The organism is Pseudomonas sp. LTGT-11-2Z (genome assembly GCF_003691445.1).
Lineage (GTDB): Bacteria > Pseudomonadota > Gammaproteobacteria > Pseudomonadales > Pseudomonadaceae > Aquipseudomonas > Aquipseudomonas monteilii.
Map to the genome: position 1 here is coordinate 4,166,797 of NZ_CP033104.1, position 21,763 is coordinate 4,188,559.

Annotated in this window: 22 protein-coding genes and 3 pseudogenes; 7 read left to right on the forward strand and 18 right to left on the reverse strand. The window is 58.6% G+C overall.

What is annotated here, in order from left to right; all coding sequences use genetic code 11:
• Positions 1–53 precede the first annotated feature (53 nt).
• Positions 54–758, forward strand: a complete 705-nt coding sequence (locus D8767_RS19530; RefSeq protein ID WP_016714934.1) for an SDR family oxidoreductase — start codon at positions 54–56, stop codon at positions 756–758.
• A gap of 52 nt (positions 759–810) precedes the next feature.
• Here the strand turns inward: D8767_RS19530 and D8767_RS19535 are convergent, their stop codons facing one another.
• Together D8767_RS19535 and D8767_RS19540 are read right to left on the reverse strand one after the other, a co-directional pair.
• Positions 811–1,527 (reverse strand): murein L,D-transpeptidase catalytic domain family protein, encoded by a 717-nt coding sequence (locus D8767_RS19535; RefSeq protein ID WP_029380328.1) that lies wholly within the window; start codon positions 1,525–1,527, stop codon positions 811–813.
• Positions 1,528–1,612: 85 nt separating this feature from the next.
• A complete protein-coding gene (locus D8767_RS19540) occupies positions 1,613–2,647 on the reverse strand; it encodes a L,D-transpeptidase (protein ID WP_029380327.1) in 1,035 nt (344 codons plus the stop codon).
• Positions 2,648–2,909: 262 nt separating this feature from the next.
• On the opposite strand from D8767_RS19540, the gene D8767_RS19545 reads away from it, so the two are divergent.
• On the forward strand, positions 2,910–4,430 hold the full coding sequence (locus tag D8767_RS19545; protein WP_016714931.1) for an NCS1 family nucleobase:cation symporter-1: 1,521 nt from the start codon (positions 2,910–2,912) through the stop codon (positions 4,428–4,430).
• A 55-nt stretch (positions 4,431–4,485) separates the two neighbouring features.
• Positions 4,486–4,599 (forward strand): annotated as a pseudogene (locus D8767_RS29320) (GFA family protein); the annotation flags it as partial.
• On the opposite strand, the gene D8767_RS19555 reads toward D8767_RS29320, so the two are convergent.
• From D8767_RS19555 to D8767_RS19565, 3 genes are all read right to left on the reverse strand, one after another.
• Positions 4,571–5,185 (reverse strand): phage tail tape measure protein, encoded by a 615-nt coding sequence (locus D8767_RS19555; RefSeq protein ID WP_305955413.1) that lies wholly within the window; start codon positions 5,183–5,185, stop codon positions 4,571–4,573. The pseudogene D8767_RS29320 and the gene D8767_RS19555 sit on opposite strands and share 29 nt — an antisense overlap.
• Positions 5,186–5,440: 255 nt before the next feature.
• Positions 5,441–6,181 carry a hypothetical protein gene (locus tag D8767_RS19560; protein ID WP_016714929.1) on the reverse strand — a complete coding sequence of 247 codons (741 nt, stop codon included), beginning with the start codon at positions 6,179–6,181 and terminating at the stop codon, positions 5,441–5,443.
• Positions 6,182–6,397: 216 nt separating this feature from the next.
• Positions 6,398–6,850 (reverse strand): hypothetical protein, encoded by a 453-nt coding sequence (locus D8767_RS19565; RefSeq protein WP_016714928.1) that lies wholly within the window; start codon positions 6,848–6,850, stop codon positions 6,398–6,400.
• Positions 6,851–6,910: 60 nt separating this feature from the next.
• Here D8767_RS19565 and D8767_RS19570 point away from each other — a divergent pair, with 60 nt between their 5' ends.
• Entirely contained in the window at positions 6,911–7,114 is a 204-nt protein-coding gene (locus tag D8767_RS19570) for a hypothetical protein (RefSeq protein WP_016714927.1), read from the forward strand.
• Positions 7,115–7,160: 46 nt separating this feature from the next.
• Here the strand turns inward: D8767_RS19570 and D8767_RS19575 are convergent, their stop codons facing one another.
• The 4 genes and pseudogenes from D8767_RS19575 to D8767_RS19590 all read right to left on the reverse strand — a co-directional run bounded on the left by D8767_RS19575 (position 7,161) and on the right by D8767_RS19590 (position 9,329).
• Positions 7,161–8,009 (reverse strand): hypothetical protein, encoded by an 849-nt coding sequence (locus D8767_RS19575; protein WP_016714926.1) that lies wholly within the window; start codon positions 8,007–8,009, stop codon positions 7,161–7,163.
• 69 nt (positions 8,010–8,078) lie between these two features.
• Positions 8,079–8,201, reverse strand: a pseudogene (locus tag D8767_RS29325) (transposase domain-containing protein); the annotation flags it as partial.
• 76 nt (positions 8,202–8,277) lie between these two features.
• On the reverse strand, positions 8,278–8,583 hold the full coding sequence (locus D8767_RS19585; protein WP_016714925.1) for an NIPSNAP family protein: 306 nt from the start codon (positions 8,581–8,583) through the stop codon (positions 8,278–8,280).
• Positions 8,584–8,809: 226 nt separating this feature from the next.
• A pseudogene (locus tag D8767_RS19590) lies at positions 8,810–9,329 on the reverse strand (tyrosine-type recombinase/integrase).
• Positions 9,330–9,707: 378 nt separating this feature from the next.
• On the opposite strand from D8767_RS19590, the gene D8767_RS19595 reads away from it, so the two are divergent.
• Positions 9,708–11,015 carry a hypothetical protein gene (locus D8767_RS19595; RefSeq protein WP_122048353.1) on the forward strand — a complete coding sequence of 436 codons (1,308 nt, stop codon included), beginning with the start codon at positions 9,708–9,710 and terminating at the stop codon, positions 11,013–11,015.
• 216 nt (positions 11,016–11,231) lie between these two features.
• Positions 11,232–11,609, forward strand: coding sequence for a hypothetical protein (locus tag D8767_RS28825; protein WP_163002509.1), 378 nt, complete (start codon positions 11,232–11,234; stop codon positions 11,607–11,609).
• A 409-nt stretch (positions 11,610–12,018) separates the two neighbouring features.
• Here D8767_RS28825 and umuC read toward each other — a convergent pair whose 3' ends face one another.
• Positions 12,019–13,290, reverse strand: a complete 1,272-nt coding sequence (umuC, locus tag D8767_RS19600) for a translesion error-prone DNA polymerase V subunit UmuC (protein ID WP_122048354.1) — start codon at positions 13,288–13,290, stop codon at positions 12,019–12,021.
• Positions 13,280–13,708, reverse strand: a complete 429-nt coding sequence (locus tag D8767_RS19605; protein ID WP_122048355.1) for a LexA family transcriptional regulator — start codon at positions 13,706–13,708, stop codon at positions 13,280–13,282. The genes umuC and D8767_RS19605 overlap by 11 nt, the downstream gene beginning before the upstream one ends.
• Before the next feature lie 317 nt (positions 13,709–14,025).
• On the opposite strand from D8767_RS19605, the gene D8767_RS19610 reads away from it, so the two are divergent.
• Positions 14,026–14,283 (forward strand): hypothetical protein, encoded by a 258-nt coding sequence (locus D8767_RS19610; protein ID WP_122048356.1) that lies wholly within the window; start codon positions 14,026–14,028, stop codon positions 14,281–14,283.
• A gap of 278 nt (positions 14,284–14,561) precedes the next feature.
• Here D8767_RS19610 and D8767_RS19615 read toward each other — a convergent pair whose 3' ends face one another.
• From D8767_RS19615 to D8767_RS19645, 7 genes are all read right to left on the reverse strand, one after another.
• Positions 14,562–15,356, reverse strand: a complete 795-nt coding sequence (locus D8767_RS19615; protein ID WP_122048357.1) for a DNA adenine methylase — start codon at positions 15,354–15,356, stop codon at positions 14,562–14,564.
• A 152-nt stretch (positions 15,357–15,508) separates the two neighbouring features.
• Positions 15,509–16,069, reverse strand: coding sequence for a lysis system i-spanin subunit Rz (locus D8767_RS19620; protein ID WP_122048358.1), 561 nt, complete (start codon positions 16,067–16,069; stop codon positions 15,509–15,511).
• The gene (locus tag D8767_RS19625) at positions 16,066–16,617 is read right to left on the reverse strand and encodes a glycoside hydrolase family 19 protein (RefSeq protein ID WP_122048359.1); all 552 of its coding nucleotides are present in this window, start codon (positions 16,615–16,617) and stop codon (positions 16,066–16,068) included. The genes D8767_RS19620 and D8767_RS19625 overlap by 4 nt, the downstream gene beginning before the upstream one ends.
• Positions 16,618–16,652: 35 nt before the next feature.
• Entirely contained in the window at positions 16,653–17,699 is a 1,047-nt protein-coding gene (locus D8767_RS19630; RefSeq protein ID WP_122048360.1) for a phage late control D family protein, read from the reverse strand.
• A gap of 59 nt (positions 17,700–17,758) precedes the next feature.
• Positions 17,759–17,968, reverse strand: a complete 210-nt coding sequence (locus tag D8767_RS19635) for a tail protein X (protein ID WP_122048361.1) — start codon at positions 17,966–17,968, stop codon at positions 17,759–17,761.
• The gene (locus D8767_RS19640; protein WP_122048362.1) at positions 17,943–18,788 is read right to left on the reverse strand and encodes a phage tail protein; all 846 of its coding nucleotides are present in this window, start codon (positions 18,786–18,788) and stop codon (positions 17,943–17,945) included. Before D8767_RS19640 ends, D8767_RS19635 begins: the two co-directional genes overlap by 26 nt.
• 9 nt (positions 18,789–18,797) lie before the next feature.
• Positions 18,798–21,740, reverse strand: a complete 2,943-nt coding sequence (locus tag D8767_RS19645) for a phage tail tape measure protein (protein ID WP_122048363.1) — start codon at positions 21,738–21,740, stop codon at positions 18,798–18,800.
• Positions 21,741–21,763: the final 23 nt, after the last annotated feature.

Sequence of the window (21,763 nt, forward strand, 5' to 3'; positions counted from 1 at the left end):
ACTGCTAAGGTAAGTACACCTAAGCAATCAGCCATTTCAGTTCTGGAGGCAGCATGTCAGTAGAAAAAGTTGCGATTATTACCGCCGGCGGTAGCGGCATGGGCGCTGCAGCAGCACGTCGCCTGGCCGCTGACGGGTTCAAGGTTGGCATCCTTTCTTCATCGGGCAAGGGTGAGGCGCTGGCTACCGAGCTTGGCGGCATTGGTGTAACCGGGAGCAACCAGTCGGTCGAAGACTTGCAACGCCTGGTCGACGCCGTGGTGGAAAAATGGGGCCGTATCGACGTGCTGGTCAATAGCGCCGGCCATGGGCCGCGCGCGCCGATCCTGGAGATCAGCGACGAGGACTGGCACAAGGGCATGGACACTTACCTGCTCAATGTCATTCGCCCGACGCGTCTGGTAACGCCTTTCATGCAGCGCCAGAAGGGTGGCGTGATCATCAACATTTCCACCGCCTGGGCGTTCGAGCCTAGTGAGCTGTTCCCGACGTCTGCCGTTTTCCGCTCGGGCCTGGCCGCATTCACCAAGATCTTCGCCGACAACTTCGCCGGGGATAACGTGCGGATCAACAATGTCCTGCCCGGCTGGATCGACAGCCTGCCGGCCACCGAACAACGCCGCGACAGCGTGCCGCTCAAGCGTTATGGCACCAGCGAGGAAATCGCCGCCACCATTGCGTTTCTTGCCAGCGACGGCGCGGCCTACATCACGGGGCAGAACATCAGGGTTGATGGCGGCGTGACACGTAGCGTTTAGGGGCTCATGCAGCTCATTACGCTGGACGGACAGGATTGGCCCGCCACTTCCCCTACTTGCTGGCAATCGACTGATTCGCCAGCGGGCAGCTCTGGGCGTTAAGAAAACGCGATGTTTTCAGCCAGTCCCGCTGCGGGTAATAGGCGAACACATAGCTACCGCGTTGCAGCGTCTCGATCAGCTTGCCGGCAATGGCCGGCCGAACAGCCGGGCACCCCTGGCTGCGCCCCAAACGACCGAGGCCGGGCACCACCTTGGGGTCGGCGTACGCGGCGGCATGCATCACAATCGCCCGCGACATGCTGTTGTCATTGAACCCCGGCTCCAGACCCTGCAAGCGCAGCGAGCGGCCGTGCTTGCCACTGTAGGTCTGGCCGGTCTCATACAGGCCGATAGACGACTGGTAGCTGTTCGGCGCGTTGGAGAACGCCGTCGGTACATCGGCGCCGCTGTTCTTGCCATGGGCGACCCATTCCTCGAACAACAGCTTCCTGGCACGCAGGTCGAACACCCACAAGCGTTTGTCACGCGAGGCCTTGGAGTAATCGATCACCGTCAGCAACTTCTGCGCATCGCTGTGACTGGCGCATGCATAGGCGGTGAGTGCCAGGGCCAGGGTCGACAGGCTGGCGCTCGGTGCCAACTGCTGCAGCTCGGCGGCACTCGGCAGAGGTTGCGCGTGGGCGGCTTGCCAGGCGCTGAGAAAAAACAGGCCAATACTGGCCAACGAGAGCCGCGCGGCTCCCCGCAATGGTTTGAAGATCGACATGGATTACCCTGATGAAAACCTGGCCGTTGTTGCCATGATTGCAGCCAAAAGCGGCTACTTTGCTTGATTCCTGCAGCATTGCCGATCATTTCTTGACCAATGGTTTAACGTCTTGACTGCCTTCGGTGCTGATTACGGTGAATTGTCCATTGCTACGGGTATCCCGGGTGGATGCCCAGTCGGTGATCACCAGCATCGTGCCAACGTCCATCGCCGCCCGTAAATGGCGGCGGAATTCCGGGTTGATACTCAATTGGCCCAATTGTTCATAGGGCGTGCTCCCGTACTCCGGGTTGCTCAGGCCCACCACCGACCAATGCAAGGGTAGCGCGCCATCGAGTGCCGGGGCAGATGGCTTTTGCAGCAGGGAATACACCGCCATGCCACTGCGATGCGGGCTGCTTTCAAGCGAAAGTGCCGGTGCCGATCCGACCAGCTGGCCACCGCGAAACACGTAGGCCCGCAAGTCGGCGCGGCTGATCAGGATCGACAGCGGCCCTGCCGTCGGGTCGGGGTCGTTCCAGAACTGTTGATTGCTCAATACCAACGGGCCTTGGGCTTTACCATCGCTGACCGTGGGCGCCAGTACCCCGGGGTGGTAGACCTCCACCGGAGCACTGTGGGTGTCGGAAACAATGACCGTGGTCGAACTGAAACCGGTCACTTCGTACAGCTTCTTGGCAAAGTCCATGGGCAGCCGCACGCAACCATGCGAGGCGGGGTACCCCGGTAGGTGTCCAGCGTGCAGGGCAATGCCGTCCCAGGTCAGGCGCTCCATGTACGGCATCGGCGCGCTGTTGTAGAGGCTGGATTTATGCTCAACCTTTTTCTGCAGAATGCTGAATACCCCGGTGGGGGTTTCCCGGCCTGGCTTGCCGCTGCTCACGGTGCTGACGCCGATGGCGATGCCATTGCGGTACACATAGGCACGTTGCTCGGTGAGGCTGACCACGACAGTCACCGGCCCCACCGGCGAGACCTGCGGGTACCAGAGAAACTGTCCAGGCTTGAGGCTGTCGAGCTGGCTCCTGAGTTGGGCCGGGGTGGGGACCTGCAGGGGAGCCGCTTCGACCAAGGCGACGGCCATTAACAGACCCAGTCCGAGCGATACATGCAACATCGAATTGCCCCCTTGGAACCCTGCCCCCAGCTTAGTCGGAACACGCCCCGTAAAGCCAGCCGTTCACTGCGTCAACCTGCGCCAGCGGTAACAACTGCACACACGAATGTGCACGAACTTCCCACTTCAAGGCCCGATCCATCGCAGCAAAAGGCAGCAAAACGCCGAGAAAACGGCAAATCCCATGAAACCTGCGGGTTGGTACGAATCTTGTTTGTATACAAATCCAACAATAAAAGTACACAACCATCATGGAGTTCCGATGGCGTCGATTTCACGTTCCGATGTTGGCCACCTTGACGCGCTACCCGTCGAAACGGCCGAGCCCGTTCAGCTGGCATTGAGCCCGCGCCTGTACAGCGCCGACCTCGCGCCAACCCGCGCGGCAAATCGCACCTGGGGGCGCTACAGCCTGTTTGCGCTGTGGACCAACGATGTGCACAACATCGCCAACTACTCCTTCGCCATCGGTCTGTTCGCCCTGGGCATGAGTGGCGCGCAAATCCTTGGCGCCTTCGCCCTCGGCGCGCTGGTGATTTACGGCCTGATGAACCTGTCCGGCTACATGGGCCAGAAAACCGGCCTACCCTACCCCGTCCTGTGCCGGATCAGCTTCGGCATCCACGGTGCACAGATCCCGGCCCTGATCCGCGCGGTGATCGCCATTGCCTGGTTCGGCATCCAGACGTACCTCGCCTCGGTCGTGCTGCGCGTGCTGCTCACCGCCATCGTGCCAGACCTCAAGGCCTACGATCAGAACGCAATCCTTGGCCTGTCGACACTGGGCTGGGTCACCTTCCTCGGTATCTGGTGCGTGCAGGTGGCGATCTTCGCCTACGGCATGGAGATGGTACGCCGCTTCGAGTCCATCACCGGGCCGATCATTCTGGTCGCATTCGCCTGCTTGGCGGGCTGGATGTACTGGCGCAGTGGCTTGTCGATTGCCTGGTCCAGCGGCAACGCCCCGACCGGCTCGACAATGTGGCTGAAAGTGCTAGGCGCCGCCGCCCTGTGGGTCTCGCTGTACGGCACCATGATCCTCAACTTCTGCGACTTCACCCGCAACTGCCCAGACCGGCGCACCATCAGCGTGGGCAACTTCTGGGGCCTGCCCGTGAACATGCTCGGCTTCGCGCTGATTGCCGTGGTACTCGCCGGTGCGCAGTTCAGCATCGACGGCAAGCTGGTGCAGGGCCCCACCGAAATCGTCGCCGCCATCCCCAGCACCGCCGGTTTGGTGCTGGCCTGCCTGGCCTTCCTGATCGTCACCGTGGCGGTGAACATCATGGCCAATTTCGTCGCCCCGGCCTACGTGCTCGCCAACCTGGCCCCGAACCTGCTGAACTTCCGCCGCGCGGGCCTGCTCAGCGCCGGCATCGCGGTGGTGATCCTGCCTTGGCACCTGTACAACAGCCCGTCCGTAATCGTGTATTTCCTCGGCGGCCTGGGCGCCCTGCTCGGCCCGCTGTACGGCATCATCGTCACCGACTACTACCTGGTGCGTCGCAGCCGGGTGAACCTGCCGCAGCTGTACAGCGAAAGCACCGAGGCCGCCTACCACTACAAGGGCGGGGTCAACCTGCGCGCCGTAGCGGCGTTCATCCCCGCTGCGCTGATCGCCATCGTGCTGGCGCTGGTGCCAGCGTTCGACACGCTGTCGCAGTTCTCGTGGTTCTTCGGCGCCAGTTTGGGCGGGTTGATTCATTACGCCATAGCCGATCGCAGTGCCAGGTATGCCGACGTTTCCGGTGAAAGCATCGCGGTGGATAGCGCGCAGCACTGAAAAGCGGCCAACAGGCCGCCCTGGCCAGTCGACGGATCAAGCCGGGGCAGTTACGCTGGCGCTTCCCACCTGCACGGAAGCGCCAGTGAAAGAGGCCTATCAAGGAAGCTGCCTGTGCGCAGCGGTCAGTTACCTGTTACTTACCCCACCCAAGGCAGTGAGCCATTGCCCAATACACCCAGACCAGCGTCGATCACCTTGCTGCCAGTTTTAGGCAAGTCTGTGACCGCGTTGTCTTCATGAGCGGCACGCCCCAGCCGGCGGCCGCACGCGATATTAAGCACACCCCGCCCGATCTTGAAGGCACTGGACGCTGTCTTGAACGCCAGAATGGCCGCCACAACGCCGCCAATGCCTATCACGACCGCCGGGAACCCGTCCGACAGTTTGGTGATGCCTTGGGCCACAGCGGTCAATCCTCTGGCCGCCATGTCAGTGGCCGGGCGGATGGCATCGCCAATGCTACGCATGGCGTCGTCAGCCGCCTGCACCGTCTCCGCCCATTGCTGGGCCGAGGTTTCGCGGCGCTCGGTCAGGTTCTTGTCGAGGATGCCGCCGACCTTCTGCGCGTTGGCAGAGTTGGCCTTCAGCTCGTCATACAGTCCCCGGTTTTGCCCGTAAACAAGACGTTTCGGGCCGGCTACCCGGGAGATTGCACTTCGCCTGGCAAGGCGCCGGTGGCCGGCGACATCGTCGACGATCAACCCGGACCTGCCTTTGGCGAGGGCAGCTAACGACCCATTGCGGACATTCAACAGAGGCTACAATACAGCACCAAATCACCAACAACTGCCTGCCCTACTGTCTTCCTCAATAAAGCTCGCAATCGCATCAAGGTGTTGTATTGGGAGCGTCGACAGCCAGTCTCTGCCTAGCGTTCGTGCGCCAGTCGCCATGAAGGCGAGAGCTGTGATTTCTCCACGCCGCGGCACGGCGTGATAGAAGGCACGTGTCAGGCGCCCGAAGACCCTCGATAAGTGCTGCCCCTGCCTGAGGGCCTAAAGCATTGGTTAGGGGCCGTCAGCATCCTGCCCCGGGGCGACGGAATGCTGCATCCTTAAAATGAATTGCTGGGTTTCGGGCAATAGTTTCTGGAACACCTCGTCCAGTTCCGGGGCAATCTGGATATCCCCGCCTCGTAAACCCTGGGCAACCTGATCCTGGTAACGCTCAACAAAACGCTGCCGGATGTGCAGTGCCTCGGGGGTATCGTTGGCGACAAGTTCTTCAAGAACCCCTTGCACTGCCTGCATGAACACCAAGCTGCGCTTGTACTGCTGGTCTCGAAGCCTGGATTGCTCGAGCGCTGCTGCATAATGCTCATCCATGACCTCAACCCTTGCCTGCAACAGGTCATTGGTGCTCTGCAACGCCTCAAACGCTTTTGACATTCCCGTCGTCTGTCCGCCCTCGGCGCGCTTGCCCGCTTTTGCGACTTGGGAGAGTTGTTGGTACATCAGGTCAATCATTTTCTCCTGGCGCTCTACAACGGCCCTGAGCTGCACTGCCTCCTCGAAATACTGCCGGAGATGCCCCCTCAGCGGCTCCAATTTTTCATTGGCGCACGCCGCCCCCGCATCCCAGCCTTGCGAGTAGCCGTGGGAATGCCCTTCATCGAAGCCCTCCTTGCGCCCTTCTTGCTGCCCCTGGCTGCGCCCGACATGCAAGTTGGAGATCGCATGGTCCAGCGACCCGGTATAACCGCCATCCAGGCCGCCACCGCGCCTGCCCGCACCCCAGTTGTGATCCATCCGCCACCTCCTTCGATCCGCCTGTCGTTAGCATGCCCACCGGCAGTCTGGCACAGGGTGGCGGATGAATGTCAGCGTCGTACAGCGCTCGGAATCGGGCAACATTGGTGTGGGTAGCCTTGGGCTGGCCATGTCCTTGTTGCTGCCAGTACCATCAAAGTGCACCGTGACGTGCAATGAATCATTCATGCCATTTCCCTATGAACATACGTCGGATCAGTCCGCATTCAACCTCAGAATGTGATCACGTATTGCAAACCCGGCCTGGTCGATGAGTGGTTCCCAGAACTCACGCCCCCTGGTCATGAGTGGCGATCCTCGCAAAGCGTCCGCCGAGGCATGCAGTGCAAGCACTCCGAACTCTTCAGCCATGCTGGTGACGCTGCGCTTACGCCTGTCCAGGTTGTCATACGGTTTCTGATACCACGTCGCGATCTGGAACTCGACACCCTGCTCTTCAAACTTGGCGTACAGATGAGAGACCAGTGAAATGATGGTTTCGCGAATCAGGCCAGGGTCAACGCCCTGTCTTTCCAGGAAAGCCTGGGTAGCGATCTGGGCAACCGCAGACAGATCTTCGTGGGTGTAGCCAGACATCGGCGGAAAAACGCCATCCGGCAATTCCATCTCGGCACCTAAGTCGTGGCAGGTATTTTCATCATCTTGCATGAAGGGCTCCAGAGCAGTTCAGCTCATGAAAATGAATGCCGACAAGGTGCAGTTGAACACATGCAGCCCTTGCTGGGCGAGTGTGGCCAGGCTTACCCAACGCTCGTAACATCGGTCGAGGGCTCCATCCTGGCTCGCGAGTTTGCCCACGAACGTGCCGCACAGCAGGCTGACGTCAGCCAAGACTGGCTGAACGCTGCCGATATACCCACCACAGGGATCATCGAGTCAGCCGCAGACGGCATCTGGAACATGAACCCTTAGCCAAAAATGCAGGCACAAAACCGACAAAAGCAGGTGAACTCACGCGCTATCGCGAAGCAGTCTTGAACTGCCGGGTGCTGTCCTTGCACCCCATGGATGCAACCGTGAACAACACCTCATACCGCGTGTATGCACTGGCATAAATGCTCGATGGCCTAGGCCCCTTGTCCACGGTCTTGCTGTAAGCAAGCACCGCATCACACGCGATAGCATCCACGACCTGGTTGCTGACACTAGCCGCACGCTGGCGCATCCCCAGCTCGAACTGCGCATCATCCAGAACAACCGGCGTACGTGCTGGCGTGGTCGCCAATGCAGCATAAGTCCCTTGGGTTTCCCCCAGCAAACGTACGGCAATCGTGATACCGCCACCGTTCTCGATCCGCGGATACCCGGCAAACCGCGCAGGGAACTTATCCGTAGCCGCCAACTGGCTTACCGTGCGACCCACCACTTTGGCCCAGTATTCATTTGGCGGATTGGACGGCTCATAAGCTGGCGCCCCCCGATCATAGGGCTTGCCCGCCATCCTGAGCTGCTCCTGGCGCAAGAAGTAGCTGGAGCGGCATTTATTACTAATCTGCGCCTCCAGCGGCCGCCCAGACTTTGCGCTGTAAAGCAAAGCAGATGCGCATTGCAGCTCGAACTGCCCATTGAGGTACAGTGGCTCACCGGTCCCCAGCGGGCTTATAGTGGGGATAAGGTTGACCGCCCCCCCACCTGCACCACCCGCAACCCCGGTCACAAGGGCATTAGGCATCATCGAGGTCAGCGAATTGACAGCCTCGTCCGAAAAGCGAATCTTGGTGGTCCCGTCCGGCATCTGCTCGGTGGTTACACAGCCCGCCATTCCCGCAGTCGCCAGCAGGAGCAGGATGAGTTTGTACTTGGTCATGCTTGTGTCCTTACTTGAAAAATCGAACCAATTTATCAACCCCACCTGCCTACAAGGTGAGGTCTTAGTTTACCGTGGCATTACTGGCTTACAGTTCCACGGCAACAACGCTTCGAAGTCACCAACTGTTGACGTATGCGGCAACAGTTTCAGTACGTAGCGCAGCCACGCATAGGGGCGCTGGCTATCGATCCATTGAAACTCGCATGAGTGTGACGATGTTAGGCCAGACCGACTCAATACGCATGACGCTGAGGTTGCCTGAGCATCACGCAAGCAAAGGGCGAAGGAAGGTTCTCTCGTAGCTCACGATGAACTTCAATTCGGACGCTTCCTCAACCAAACGTACACATTCAGGATCGACTGCGGCTTCTTGCCGATACCGTTCGTAGTCGGCAAGGCTGGAGAAGCTAAAGAGGCAATACGCGACGTTATTTGCTCCTTCAGCCGGTAGGAAGTAGCCGTGATGCTGGCCACCCATTCGGGTTACTACCGGAATCCAAGAGCGAGAATAGCGTTCGAACGCATTGATCTGATGGGGGTCGATGATGTACCTGACATGACAGGTGATCATGAAATCGTTCCTTGATTTGGGATCGCTATTTTAGGGGGGGGCAACGACGGGTCAAGAGCAATGACAATCGATCACGTGCGGATGTGATTTTTGAGTCGCTCTTGGTTTGGTACCTCGAATGGCTGCAAAGGGTCGAGAGCAGCCGTTCGCGACTGCCCGCAATCGACACACAGCCGATGCCTACCACCACTAAGCGCATATAGAGGTAGCATCGTTATCCACCCGCCTACTCAGCCCGGGCGCCGAGTTTAACCGGTGCCTGAATGATCCGATCCAGCCACTTCCAACCTTTATACCCATCCCCTCGCCCACGCAAATGGGTATATCGCCGCAGCGAGTTCCAATCACGGTGACCAGATACGCTTGAGACCCTGGGTATGTCCCAGTCCATTTCAAACAACCGACTCACCCCTTCGTGACGCAAGTCGTGGAAGTGCAGGTCCTCTATCCCTTTCATCTTGCATGCCTTCGACCAGGCTGTGCCGATTGAGTCCGTGTCTTTTATGGTTGTACCCGAATTTCTTCAGCACGAGGCGCGCATCTGGCATTGCTTGCGCGTCAATCTCATAGCCCCACGCCGCCCTGGCCAATTCGGTCTCCCGTCGCTTCGCCCAGCGTTGAGCAGCCTGCCTACGGGCGAACGTCCGGTCTTCTTGGTAGACTAGGACACCCTTTTTCTTGAGGCAGATCTGAACGGTATAGCCAACCGTTCCATCGGCCTTTTTCCTTGCTCTAATCGTTGCCATGATTTCCGGTGGTACAAGCGTGGCTGGCATTGGTACATCGCACCACCACCACACCAAAAACCCCAAAAAATGGCACAAAAATGCGTAGACCAGAATGCCCCTAGAATCAGCCTCAAAGCCACAAACCACGCGCCCTGAGCCCTCTCGCCGGTTCAGCGTTGCACCTATGATGGATTGGGCATAGTTTTTTCAGAGACCTTATTCCATAAGGCCTCTACACCTTCCACATCATGCCTGTACCACTTTTCTACCACTGTATCTCTTGTCCTCTTGCCTCCCTCTTTATCGTCAGCCTTTTCGATGGCACCCTGCCATCGAGTCCTTCCCAAGCGTCATGATTAACGCTGGAAGCTTACCCCTTTTGACAAGAGGCTACTTATGGGTACTTTTTCAATAGAACATGTTTCAGAAGAGATCCATTTTTCAAAGACAAAGCTTTACTTCAAAGAAGTCCTGTCTTCGTATCAAAACGAAAACTATCGATCTGCAGTGGTTATGCTATGGTCAGTAGCTGTATGTGACATAATTTACAAGCTTCAGAGCCTTGTGGATATCTACAACGACGCTACAGCCAGGAGAATTTTAGCTGACATCGGCGCGACCCAAGAGAACCAACCAACTTCGTCAGCCTGGGAAATAACCTTAGTAGACGAGGTTTTCAGAAACACACAATTAATTGACTCCCTAGAGTACGAGAACCTGAGGTCACTGCAAAAACAACGACACCTTTCAGCCCACCCCACACTCAATCGAGACCGTGAACTACACTCACCTAACAAGGACACAACTAGAGCACTACTTAGAAATACATTAGAAGGACTACTAACAAAACCTCCATTTTACACGAACAAGATTACAGATGAATTATTAGCAGACATTTCCGAGAGCGCCGACGCCCTAAACACCCGCACCAAAGTTAACCAATACTTAGAAACCAGATATCTCCGACGCTTAAAGCCAGAGACACAAATGGCTCTATTTAAAACATTCTGGAAACTCACATTCAGACTTGATAATGAGGAATGCAACAAATATCGACAACTTCACTTGCATGTACTCGAATGCATCAGCGCCCGACAGCACACTCGCATCCCCGACACAATCAGAGAAGATCAAGACTTCTACGGCAACATTGCATCAGGCGGAATGAGACTGACCTACCTGACTTATTACCTTGCAAAAAACCCTCAGCTTTATGCCTGCCTACCAGATGCAGCACAACTAAAAATATCGCATCACATCGAAAATGATGAACACGGCAAAATTCTTGGATGGTTTACCAAAAACAGTCTTGAAGCCCATTATAGTGATCTCTTGACTTGGATTGCTGGCGCTAACAACCCAACGATCGATCAAGAACTATGGACTATACTTCTTTCATTTGAAGACTCGGCAGAATGGCAAAGAAATTGCTGCAAGCTAATGGGGGCTTATTACGCTAGAAGCGGAAGCTTTAACACTGCGGACTCAAGATTCCAAAACGCAATCCAGCCAAACCTTAGCCTTTTTGACGCCGACGCGCTACGCTTCATGCTAGAACGCATTGTAGTGAACAATCAAACCTACCATCGGGGCCGAGCTGAGACCGACCACAACCAGATCATAGCGCGGATCTCAGAAGTGGATGAGAACTTTGATTATTCCAACTTTCCACACTTTTTGCGCCTAATCGAAGATCACGACTGATAATTCCTCGTTGCATACACCCAGATTGTGGCTGTAGCAAGAACAGCCCAACCCCCAATACATCAGAGCTTTGGCGCTTTTTATCCAAGAATCAGTGCATCAATGGACCTAAAATGGCATAGAGAGGCGTATGGTTTGCCCAGCCACACATAGACTGGGATTTCGATTAGACAGGCATTAACAATGTTCTGCAAAACACCACATGGATGAAATCATATGAACAGATCATTTCCACAAGATGTAATTATACATAAAGATACATTAGCCAACGGATCCTGCAAAGTCAGCTTCATTCACAATGACACCAAATGCCCTCTTATTGAGCTGACAGACGAGCGCGCCCTGGCCTGCAACTTAAATCAACTGACAATAAAAGACTTTGAAGAGCAAATCATTCCAACGCTGCAGATAGCTATAGACCTGATTGGACGCGAGAACACTCAGCAGTCATTCGAATTATCTAGCAAAGACCCAACAGCACTAATTGTCACAAGCCTAGTTAATTCATCCGTGGTAATGTATTCCAAAATTACCACTTCCTCAGAGCTGCGCAACAAAGAAACCTATATCTATGCCACATCAAAAAGCATCTAAATGAACAAGAAATCAGTACCCACATCTCATTAAAGCACATGCGCGATAAATGGATTGCTCACCTAGACCAAAACTCATACGAGACCGCTAAGACAGTACTAGTTTTCGACCCTTCCCAGTCCTCACCACCAGCACTTGCGCACCACGTTTCATTTCATTCGTTACGCCTAAGCAGGGGATTCCTTCAAAATTTCTTATCTTTGGCGGTAAAAGTGCTCGCCGTACTCAAAGAAAAACAGCAGGAAGACTCCCGCGCCATTTCACAAGACGAGCCCCTAATGCATCGTGTACAACCTCCAAGCTCAGCAAAAACGTCCCTCATCTATAATGAGGAATAGCCTCAAAAGAAACTGGGCATTAAGGGCGGCAGGTAAATGGCCGGGGCGGTCAACACGTTCTATGCTAATGCTCAACGCACCCGCCACAGCTGATCGATCCGGGTTGTATATGAGCGGCTCATCATCTCGCGGCGCATCCCCCAATCGGGGGTTTGGGGGACGCTGCCCGTACGCATCGTCCCCCGGCCGTACTTACCATTTATCTCATCCAGCACCGACATCAGCCGGTCGCATGCCACCGGCTGCGTCACCGCGAACAAGTCGTCGGTGAACTCGCCCGGCTGCCGAAGATCCATTAGCAGCACTTCGGCTTTGCTGTATCGATACCCTGACCGGTAGACCTGCTCCACCGCCTCGGTGGCCGCCCTGGTGAGCAGCAACGTATCGTTGGTGGGATACGGCAGCTCCACCAGAACGCCCTTGGCGTATTTGGCTTCGTCCGGGTTGAACATGCCCGTGCGGATGCTCACTCGCATACGCTTGCACACAGAACCCTGCCCCCGTAGCTTCTCGGCCGCCCGGCCGGCATAGCTGGCCACCGCCTGCTTGATCGGCGCCAATTCAGTCAGGCGCTTGCCGAACATCCGGCTGCAGCAGATCTCTTGCTTAGGCGGCACAGCCTCCTCGAGCTCAAGGCACGGTGTGCCGGCGAGCTCCCGGGCGGTCTTCTCAACGACCACGCTAAACTTCTGGCGCAGCGTCCACGGGTCCGTCTTGGACAAGTCCATCGCCGTGCGAATTCTCATCGACTCAAGGTGCGCCGTCATCCGCCGGCCGATCCCCCAGACTTCCTTGACCTCGGTGTTGCGCAACACCCAGTCTCGCTTGAATGGGTCGCAGATGTCGACCACGCCTCCGGTCTGCGCCTGCAGCCGCTTCGCAGTGTGGTTGGCCAGCTTCGCAAGAGTCTTGGTACGGGCAATACCTACCCCTACCGGGATGCCGGTGCACTTGAGCACCTTGGCCCGCACCTGGCGACCGAACTCGGTAAGGTTGCCCTGAACCCCGGTCAAATCGGCAAAGCATTCATCGATCGAATACACCTCTGCCGCCGGCACCATCGACTCAATCAGCGACATGACGCGCTCGCTCATGTCGCCGTAGAGCGCATAGTTTGATGAGAAGGCCACAATGCCGTGCCGCTGCAGCGTGTCTTTACATTGGAAGTATGGCTCGCCCATTTTGACGAACGGCTTCGCGTCGTACGACCTAGCGATCACGCAACCGTCGTTGTTGCTCAGCACCACGATGGGTGTCTTGGCCAGATCCGGTCGGAACACACGCTCACAGCTCGCATAGAACGAGTTGCAGTCGATCAGCGCAAACACCTGGTCACTGCGCATGGTCACGCACGCTGTAGCGGACCACGCCCCAGATCACCAGGTCATCACCTTCCATGACATGCCTGGACGGGTAAGCCGGGTTCTCAGACTGGAGGATCACCACCCCGTTACGCCGGTATAGCCGCTTACACACCGGCTCCGTGTTGATGGCCGCAATCACGATGTCACCGTGTTCGGCATCACGACTACGGTCTACGATCAGCAAATCCCCGGAATAAATACCGGCGCCCTGCATGCTGTCGCCCTCAACCTGCACCAGGTAAACATGCGGAGCTCTCAAATCAAAGAGCTCGTCGAGGGAGATGTGTCGCTCTAGATGATCAGCAGCTGGCGATGGGAAGCCTGCCGGTACACGGAACGAGTACACCGGCAGCATCGCGGGCCCGCCCGTGGGCGTACCGATGAAGGAGATGGTCATAGGGAAGGATCCGGATAAACTGTATAAACATACAGTAGCTGCGAGATCATTCCTACGTCAATGTGCGCCTGCTGGATAACCGACAGGCGCTAATGCCACCGCATGGGAGTTGGCGTCTGCGGATTAGCACCTGAAGGAGCTCATCAACATCGATCAGGTCCTGAACAACCAAAACCTTCGCTCCAACCATTGGATTGATATCACCGGCTGGTTTATCGGTTGAGCATAGCCTCTGCCGCTTGGTGAAAGGGAAGCGAAGGCTTGCAAAATGCCACTATACTCTGTTAATGAACATACATTGCCATTGGAGAAACTGGATGATCGGCGTAAAAATCGAAGGCGGCTCCACTTTTGAAATGACAGGCGGAACATTCACCAACATGGAGACTGCTGTTTTAGCTAATGACAGCACAGTAATACTCAAGAATGTTAGAGCCCTTGGCACGAAAACAGTGGTTAAAGGTACCGATGTGCGAATAAGCGCCCGAAACGTCTTTCACGATGAACATTTTATCAACTGGAATTTAACTCCCTTAGCAATCTTCATTAGGATGCACGCCCATGGCCATGTTTGAAGTCGAAGGACAGAGCAAAGTCGATGCCACTGACTGTACAACTACTGGAGAGACGCTGGTTAAGGTGACAAATCCCGTAGGCATACCCCGCATCCAGGCTAAGAATTGCCACGCCGGAGTGAGCAGCGCCACCCAAGACAAACCGACCGAGCCCTCTCTCCCAAAACTGGCGTTGAAATGGAGCGCCGAAGCAGCCATCAAGTGGGCGGTCCCCCTTCTACTAGGAGCGCTGCTGACTACAGTCAGTGTTTTTTGGCCTACGATAAAAAATTTTGCAGTTAAAGTAGCAGCCCTAATTCTTTAGGGTTCCAGTTCATAACGATCAGCTCACCAGTAATCTCGGCTTTACCTTGACGCTGATTGGTATTAGTGTAACAAATATCTAAAGTTTCAAAGTGAAACCCCTCAAATACCCGTCGAATGTCGGGGTGATCATTGATGCTCACCATGACCTTACCTTTGCAGCGCCGCATGAATTCCGCCATGCGCTCGTATTCCTCGAAGGGGAAATCCACGCCATAGCCGGCGGTCTGCCAGTAAGGCGGGTCCATGTAAAAGAACGTGTGTGCTCGATCGTAGCGCTCAGCGCAGGCGAGCCAGGACAGGTTCTCCACGTAGGTGCCGGCGAGTCGCTGCCACGCGGCGGATAGATTCTCCTCGATACGCAACAGATTGATGGCCGGCCCGGTGGTTGCGGTACCGAACGTCTGCCCGGTGACTTTGCCACCGAAAGCGTGCTGCTGGAGATAGAAGAACCGGGCAGCACGCTGGATGTCGGTCAGGGTCTCGGGGCGCGTCATCTTCTGCCACTCGAAGACCTGACGGGAACTGAGCGCCCACTTGAACTGGCGCACGAACTCCTCCAGGTGGTTCTGCACAACGCGGTAAAGGGTGACCAGGTCACCATTGAGATCGTTCAGCACCTCCACCGGAGCTGGCTGGGGACGCATGAAGTACAACGCGGCTCCGCCGGCAAAGACTTCGACATAGCATTCATGAGGGGGGAAAAGAGGGATCAAGCGGTCGGCCAGGCGGCGTTTGCCACCCATCCAGGGGATGATTGGAGAGGTCATAGTGTATGCAAGTCTTTACTGTATGGATAAACAGGTGTTAGGCTCGCCGCGCTTTGTGCACAAAGCAGAGGCCACGGCTGGACTTGCAGGAAGGGTCTGCGGGTTCGGCGGGCCGGGCTGGATGTTGGCGCATCCACCCGGCTCGCCTCTTTTCACTTGGTGACTTCGCGGACGTAGGCCTGGCAGGCCTGCAGCGCAATCAGTCCCCGGTCGCCTTCATTGGTGATGGCGACAATTCGTTGAGCATGCGCTCGGTCAAGTTGGGCGCGTACGGCGTCATGTACCACGCCTCCGGAGCCGGCGGCTTCTCGCATCCCACGGTCACAACCCTGGGCGGTAAGGGCTCCGGTGTCGACAAGGACTGACAGCCGCAAATCAGCGGTAGCAAGCCGGTCACGCAGACGAGCCTGAGCTTGTTGAGCATCGTTCATTTCCTTCCAGTGCGTGTTGTTCTGATCCTGCAGGCGAGCCTCCACGGCGCGGCGCGCATCCTGCTGCTCTGCCAGTTGGTTGAGCGCAGCCGCAGCAGCCTCCTCACGTTCACGGCCGTGCAGGCGATCCTTCTCCGCCAGCTGCTTGCGGTAGTCGTCAGCCTGCTCGGCGAGCTGCTTCCCATAGGTATTCGCCTGCCATACCCACGCTGCCCGGGCACCGATGGCACAAGCAAGCGCCAAGGTCGCCACGGCGATCAGGCGACCGCCCCAGGCGGTCACTGCAGCACCTCAAGGGCTCGCTTGTAGATGGCCATACGATCATCCAGGCCGTTGGTACCGCCGTTGATCCGCTTCGTGATGGCCAGCATGTCGCCCTTGTCAGCCAGGCTGTTCAGTCCCTCCTTCTGCCAGAACCAGCCGGCCGACATCGATGCATAGACTGGATGCTCGAGCAGCTCCGGTGTATTGAGCAGACGGCTGTCACCGAACAGGGCCTCGCTGCAGGCTTCGTAGTTGAACCGGCCTGTTACCTGGATGAGGCCACGCCCTCGAAAAAGCTGGCCATCTCCATCGGCGTCAGGCGTGTTGCCCAAACGCTGGGCCAGACGCCCGGTGTCGTACTTCGACAGGTACCTGTCATTGCCGAGTTCACGCACGTATTGCAGCTGGCCCGACTCATGCCCTATCTGGGCCAGGAACGCAGCCATACGCAGACGCGTGATAATGGCGAACTTGCCCATGGTGGCGTTGAGGCCGGGAACAAAAACGCCGGCTTTCGGGCCGGCGTTCGGGTAGATCTTTTGTAGCTGTTGTACTGAGATAGCCATTCATTTTCCAATTGCTGCCGCGTGCGGCTTTAGGATTACAGCTGCTCAACCCTGAGCGGCTTGTTGTCGTCTTTCTTCTTTTTGCCCGAGGCCTTGGCCTTGCCCTTCTTGCCGCCGTTGCACTCCACGGTCGTAGTCCAGCCGCTGGCGGTGAATACCTGCTCGACGCTGTCCACCAGGTACTCGCCATCCAGGCCGACCTTGAAGCCCTGGGCGTTGATCGTGCGTTCGGCAAACAGGTCAGTACGCCCGGCCATTTCCAGGCGCACACCGGCGGTGCTGCGGTTGAACGCCGCCAAGCGCGCCTTGGCGGCCTGCTCGGCGGCAGTCTTGTCGGGATAGATATGGCGGTCGGTATGCACCGGGGGCAGGCCGTCGGGGGCCTCGTCGTTGTCCAGCTGGACCACCTGCAGGGCGCCGGTTTTCTTGTCCTGGTGCTGGGTCCGCACAGCCTTCTGCGCGCCGCGATCCCCGAAGCGGAATTGGTAGCGCCCGACCTCGGTTTTGTTGATGGTCACGACCAGCAGGGTCTTGCCGCTGATGCTTTTTCCGCCCTGCCGAGGCATGACCAGCAGCTTGCCCTCAGCCACCTTGGCGGTGCTGTCGTACTGCTTGGCCAGGCGAGTGACGAAGTTGAAGTCCGACTCGTTGCGCTGGTCGACGCGCTCGATCTTGGTGGTCACCGGGCACACCGGCTCCCAGCCGTTGCGCTTGGCCACCTCGTTGACGATTTGCGACAGCGAAACGTTTTCCCAGCTGCCACTACGTACGGTCTTGCCGCTGCCGCGCATGTCGCTGGCCTTGCCGCGAATGGTCATGGTGTCCGGCGGGCCAGACAGCTGCACCTCGTCGACGGTAAAGGCGCCCATGCGCTTAAGGGGCTGGCCCTCATAGCCCAGCAGCACCTCCACCCGGCCGCCGCGCCCAGGAAGCGCAACAGCCTGGTCGCGGTCGTCAATGCGCAGTTCGAACTCGTCCGACTCCATGCCGGGCTTGTCCGATATCCGCAACAGCAACAGGCGGTCATTGATCAGCGCGGTAATGTCCTTGCCATCCGCGACGATACGGTACGTCGGTTTCATGCTTGCTCCAGAAATGAAAAACCCCGCACAGGGCGGGGCTCGTTACACGTAACGCGGGGTCATCGGTCGAACAGCTGCAGTAGTTCCATGGCCGGCGCCGACAGGGCGGGCAACTGGATCAGCAAGCCAGCGCGGTACGGCTGCGCTTCCCTGGCCAGGTCCGGGTTTGCCTCCAGCACCGCCTCCACGGTGCCATTGAGGTGCCCGTAATGGTGCTGGCAGATCACATCCAACAAATCCCCGCTAGACGTTCTGCAGGTCGTTGCCATAGCTCACAAACTCCAAGGTGAACCCTTGTTTCCGGGGAATGCCGCCTGCCAGCAGGTAGCCCTGCTCTTCCTCAACGTTCACCAAGCACCAGTCACCCAGTACCTCGCCGTAGCCCGTGACCAGCTTCAGCGCCTGCAGGTTGCGGCCGACGCTGCGCAGCACGTTCAGCTGCTTGATGCCGCCCTTGTGGTGGGGGAAGATCGCGCCCTTGAGCGTTATCTTTTCCTCACCCAGACCAACGGCTTGCTGCGCCACACTGCGGCGCAAGCGCTCTTGGCCGGCCCAGCGGAACGACGCCTGCCGGCGCAGCTCGTCAAAGGGCGCGGTATCAAGGTTGAAGTAGTACGGCTGCAGCTTGGGGTCGTGCGGCTGGATGATCAGCAGGTGGGGGAACGGCGCTACCGCCTCGGGCAGCGGCGTGGCCGAGCCCAGCAGCCCGCCCGAAGGTAGGATGTTGGCAAGCGACGGGCTAACCAGTCCCGCCACCCGCTTGGCCTCGGCTGTGACCTTAGCCGCCATCGTCTTGAATGTGCCCAGACGCTCCTGCACTTGGGCGGCGCCGGTGACGGCACGGCTATACATCGAAGCCACTTGCCCCACCTGGGACTGGGCCACGTTGATACTACGCACGATGCGCCCCAGTTTTTCCCCGGCCTCGGGTCCGACAAACGGGATGTTTTCCAGTTCTGATGCGGCGCCTGTGATGCTGCCGACCGCGCCATTGAGCGGTGACAGCATGCCATCCACCCCCTTGCGCCCAGCCTCCCCAGCTGAAACCAGCCCGGATAGGGACGATTCCAGCTGTTCCATGTAGGGCATAGACCCTCCTTAAACGTGTGGTTGATCGAACAACTGGGCCGACGCCATGCGCGCCTCCGCTTCGCGCTGCCAAGTCTCAAACAGGCGGCGCAGCGGCGACTCAATTTCGCGCACCAGCTGCTCTGGCTCTTTCACATCCCCGAGCACCTCGACCTTGATCGACGGTGCGAACGTAAAGGCCTGGTCCACCTTCGGGGCCGGCGGCTTGAGCGGGGGCGCCTGGGCTGGCTTAGCCGGCTCGGGGAGCTTTGGTTCCGGCGCCTTTGCCTGGGTCGGCATGTCGCGCACCACACCACCCAGAGCATCAGGCCGGGGTGCCGGCTGGGAGGCCGCTTGGTGTGTCGGGACCTGGGCGGCCTTAGTCGCAGTTGTCGCCAGCACCAGAGGTGCCACCGGTGCTGCCGGGACCATCAGCGCGTGCGGTGCTGGCATGACCACCGGCCTAACCGGTGGCGGAACGGGGTCGGACGCGCTGGCCTTGGGCTGGCTGCGCACGGACTCGCCCATGGTGGGCTGCACCGGCGCCGGCTTGCCAGCCTCGAGCACGACCGGAGTAACAGGCTTGTTCCCCTGCGGCTGCAGCGTTACGCGTAGCGCCTCGCCTGGTGCCGCAGGCACGGGCGCCTTTTCTTCCGTCTCGGGCGCTTCTTCCCCAAACCAGCGCTTACCCAGCCAACCGCCGATGGACTCGCCACCGAGGCCGCCCAGGGCCGCCCCGACGATGCCACCTACAGTAGTGCCAATGACCGGCACAATCGAACCAATCGCCGCGCCTGCTGCTGCTCCCGCCATGGCCCCGGCCATGCCGCCCGCCACGCCACCGTAACCCTCGGCCTTCTCGTCTTGGGTTTCGGCATTCAGCGCTACGTCGAGCACGCCGGGTACCGCATCAATCAGCTTGCCCCCAGGCAGCTTGCCGGCAGCCTTGGTGATGCCGCGCACGCCTCGCACCATGCGCCCCAGCTTGTTTGCCTCGGCAGCAACAGCGAGCGCCGCAACGCCCGCCGTTGGCACATGCGCCTTGGCTGCGGACGGAACAGGCGAGCGCCGCGCATTGGTCGGCATACCAGCTCGACGCCGCCGTCGACGGCGTGCACGACGGCTACCGGGCTCGGCAGAACCAGAAGAGGCCACGCTACCGCCGACCCGTCCAATAGCGTCAGCATTGACTACAAACACGCGCTGCGGATCGCTGTCGGCGATTGGGGCGGGGTCATTACTGGTCGTGGCTCCAAACACCTTGCCCAACGCACCCAAACCGGTATCGAGCACCTTGTTGCCTGTCTTGGGCAGTTTGATGGGCGCCTGTGCACCACGATCAGCACGGCCGGCGAAACGCTCCAGGCCACGGCCGCGCGCGATGTTGATCACACCCTTGCCGATCTTGAACGCGCTAGACGCGGTCCGTAACGCGAGGATGGCCGCCACGGTACCAGCAATGCCCGTCACGACCGCCGGGAAGGTGTCCGACAGGGCGGTGATGCCACGGGCAACCGCTGTCAGCCCTTTGGCCGCCATGTCAGTCGCTGGGCGGATGGCATCGCCAATGCTGCGCATGGCGTCGTCAGCCGCCTGCACCGTCTCTGCCCATTGCTGGGCCGAGGTTTCGCGACGCTCGGCCAGGTTCTTGTCGAGGATGCCGCCGACCTTCTGCGTGTTGGCAGAGTTGGCCTTCAGCTCCTCATACAATCCCCGGTTTTGCCCGTAGGCGGTCAGCGCCGCCTTGACCTGCATGTCGGCGAAGATATCGCCGGTACGCAGGGTCTTCTCCAAGGCGTCCAGTGCTGCCCTGGCCTTCTCCGGGTCGACCTCCTTGTCGATCTGCGCCTTGGCCGCCTCGATCTTCTTGGCCTTGTCCGGGTCGGTCTTTTCAACGTACTTCATGGCCAGGGCCATGGACGCCTCAATGACGTTCATTCCCTTCTGCAGGCCGGTATTCAGCGAAGCCTGATAATCGATGCCGGCGTCTTTGTAGGCCTTGACCACGTCGCCGGAACCGATTTTCTCCATCCAGTTCTTGAGGTTGTTGGCAGCCTCGTCAGAACCACCGGCGGTCTTCATCTGCACCTGCAGCATGGAGCCCAGCGACGTCACCGCATCCAGCCCGGTGATGCCGCTCTTCTCCATGCCGGCCAGCAGTTGCGGGAACCACCGGGCCATATCGCTGGCCTCGAAGCTACCCGCCTGGCCCTGGTAGGCAATGGCCTCCAGCGCCTGCTGCATGACCTTCGGATCGCTGATCTTGGCGTTCTGCTCGAGCGCCTGGATCATTGACGCCGTGTCGACGCCCGAGGCGCCTTGCCCGACGGCGAACTTGGCCGCCACCGGCGCGTAGGCCAGCGCTTTATCCAGCTCCATGCCGGCACCGACCAACTGGTTGACCAAGGCGGCCACGTCGTTGCGCGCCATCCCGGTGTCAGCGGCCGTGCCGATCACCGTCCGGGTTAGCTGCTGTTCCTGTGGCTTGTTGACGATGTCAGCCTTGATCGCAATGTCGCGGATGATCGCCTGGTAATTCGCGCTGATCATCGTCGGCGCAGCGACAGCGGCCGTGGCGGCCACTGCCTGCCCTACGTTCGACTTGAGCGATTCCTTGCCCGCCTGCAGTTGCTGGTGTCCCTTCATCTGCAGACCGGCGGCACGAGCTTCGCGGCCAAGGCGCTGGTACTCACGCTTAAGGCGTCCGACTTCGACGCCCTGGTTGCGCAGCGCCTCAAGGTTGCCGTTCAGCTTGCGCAACAGCTTGTCGGCACCGGCAGCACCACTGTCGTGGGCGCGCTTCCATTCCTCGCGCAGCTTGATGGTTTCGCCGATGGTGCTTTTCAGCACCTTGGCCCTGTTGCCCTTGGCCTCCAACCGCTGGATGCCGTTTTCAACCGTTTTGAATGCGGCGCCTACCGATGAGGCGACCGTGCCGCCTATCACCAGCGCTAACGCTAGTTTGTTCGCCACCGGAGCCCCCTATGCAAAGCTCA

Bases quoted from the DNA above. Each gene is read 5' to 3' on its own strand.
- umuC (WP_122048354.1), bottom strand. From the start codon at position 13,290: ATGCGCAGTGACCAGGTGTTTGCGCTGATCGACTGCAACTCGTTCTAT.
- D8767_RS19625 (WP_122048359.1), bottom strand. From the start codon at position 16,617: ATGGCTATCTCAGTACAACAGCTACAAAAGATCTACCCGAACGCCGGC.
- D8767_RS19605 (WP_122048355.1), bottom strand. From the start codon at position 13,708: ATGACCATCTCCTTCATCGGTACGCCCACGGGCGGGCCCGCGATGCTG.
- D8767_RS19530 (WP_016714934.1), top strand. From the start codon at position 54: ATGTCAGTAGAAAAAGTTGCGATTATTACCGCCGGCGGTAGCGGCATG.
- D8767_RS19630 (WP_122048360.1), bottom strand. From the start codon at position 17,699: ATGAAACCGACGTACCGTATCGTCGCGGATGGCAAGGACATTACCGCG.
- D8767_RS19560 (WP_016714929.1), bottom strand. From the start codon at position 6,181: ATGGATCACAACTGGGGTGCGGGCAGGCGCGGTGGCGGCCTGGATGGC.
- D8767_RS19565 (WP_016714928.1), bottom strand. From the start codon at position 6,850: ATGCAAGATGATGAAAATACCTGCCACGACTTAGGTGCCGAGATGGAA.
- D8767_RS19535 (WP_029380328.1), bottom strand. From the start codon at position 1,527: ATGTCGATCTTCAAACCATTGCGGGGAGCCGCGCGGCTCTCGTTGGCC.
- D8767_RS19585 (WP_016714925.1), bottom strand. From the start codon at position 8,583: ATGATCACCTGTCATGTCAGGTACATCATCGACCCCCATCAGATCAAT.
- D8767_RS19615 (WP_122048357.1), bottom strand. From the start codon at position 15,356: ATGACCTCTCCAATCATCCCCTGGATGGGTGGCAAACGCCGCCTGGCC.
- D8767_RS19595 (WP_122048353.1), top strand. From the start codon at position 9,708: ATGGGTACTTTTTCAATAGAACATGTTTCAGAAGAGATCCATTTTTCA.
- D8767_RS19570 (WP_016714927.1), top strand. From the start codon at position 6,911: ATGCAGCCCTTGCTGGGCGAGTGTGGCCAGGCTTACCCAACGCTCGTA.
- D8767_RS19640 (WP_122048362.1), bottom strand. From the start codon at position 18,788: ATGCCCTACATGGAACAGCTGGAATCGTCCCTATCCGGGCTGGTTTCA.
- D8767_RS19540 (WP_029380327.1), bottom strand. From the start codon at position 2,647: ATGTTGCATGTATCGCTCGGACTGGGTCTGTTAATGGCCGTCGCCTTG.
- D8767_RS28825 (WP_163002509.1), top strand. From the start codon at position 11,232: ATGAACAGATCATTTCCACAAGATGTAATTATACATAAAGATACATTA.
- D8767_RS19545 (WP_016714931.1), top strand. From the start codon at position 2,910: ATGGCGTCGATTTCACGTTCCGATGTTGGCCACCTTGACGCGCTACCC.
- D8767_RS19635 (WP_122048361.1), bottom strand. From the start codon at position 17,968: ATGGCAACGACCTGCAGAACGTCTAGCGGGGATTTGTTGGATGTGATC.
- D8767_RS19575 (WP_016714926.1), bottom strand. From the start codon at position 8,009: ATGACCAAGTACAAACTCATCCTGCTCCTGCTGGCGACTGCGGGAATG.
- D8767_RS19610 (WP_122048356.1), top strand. From the start codon at position 14,026: ATGATCGGCGTAAAAATCGAAGGCGGCTCCACTTTTGAAATGACAGGC.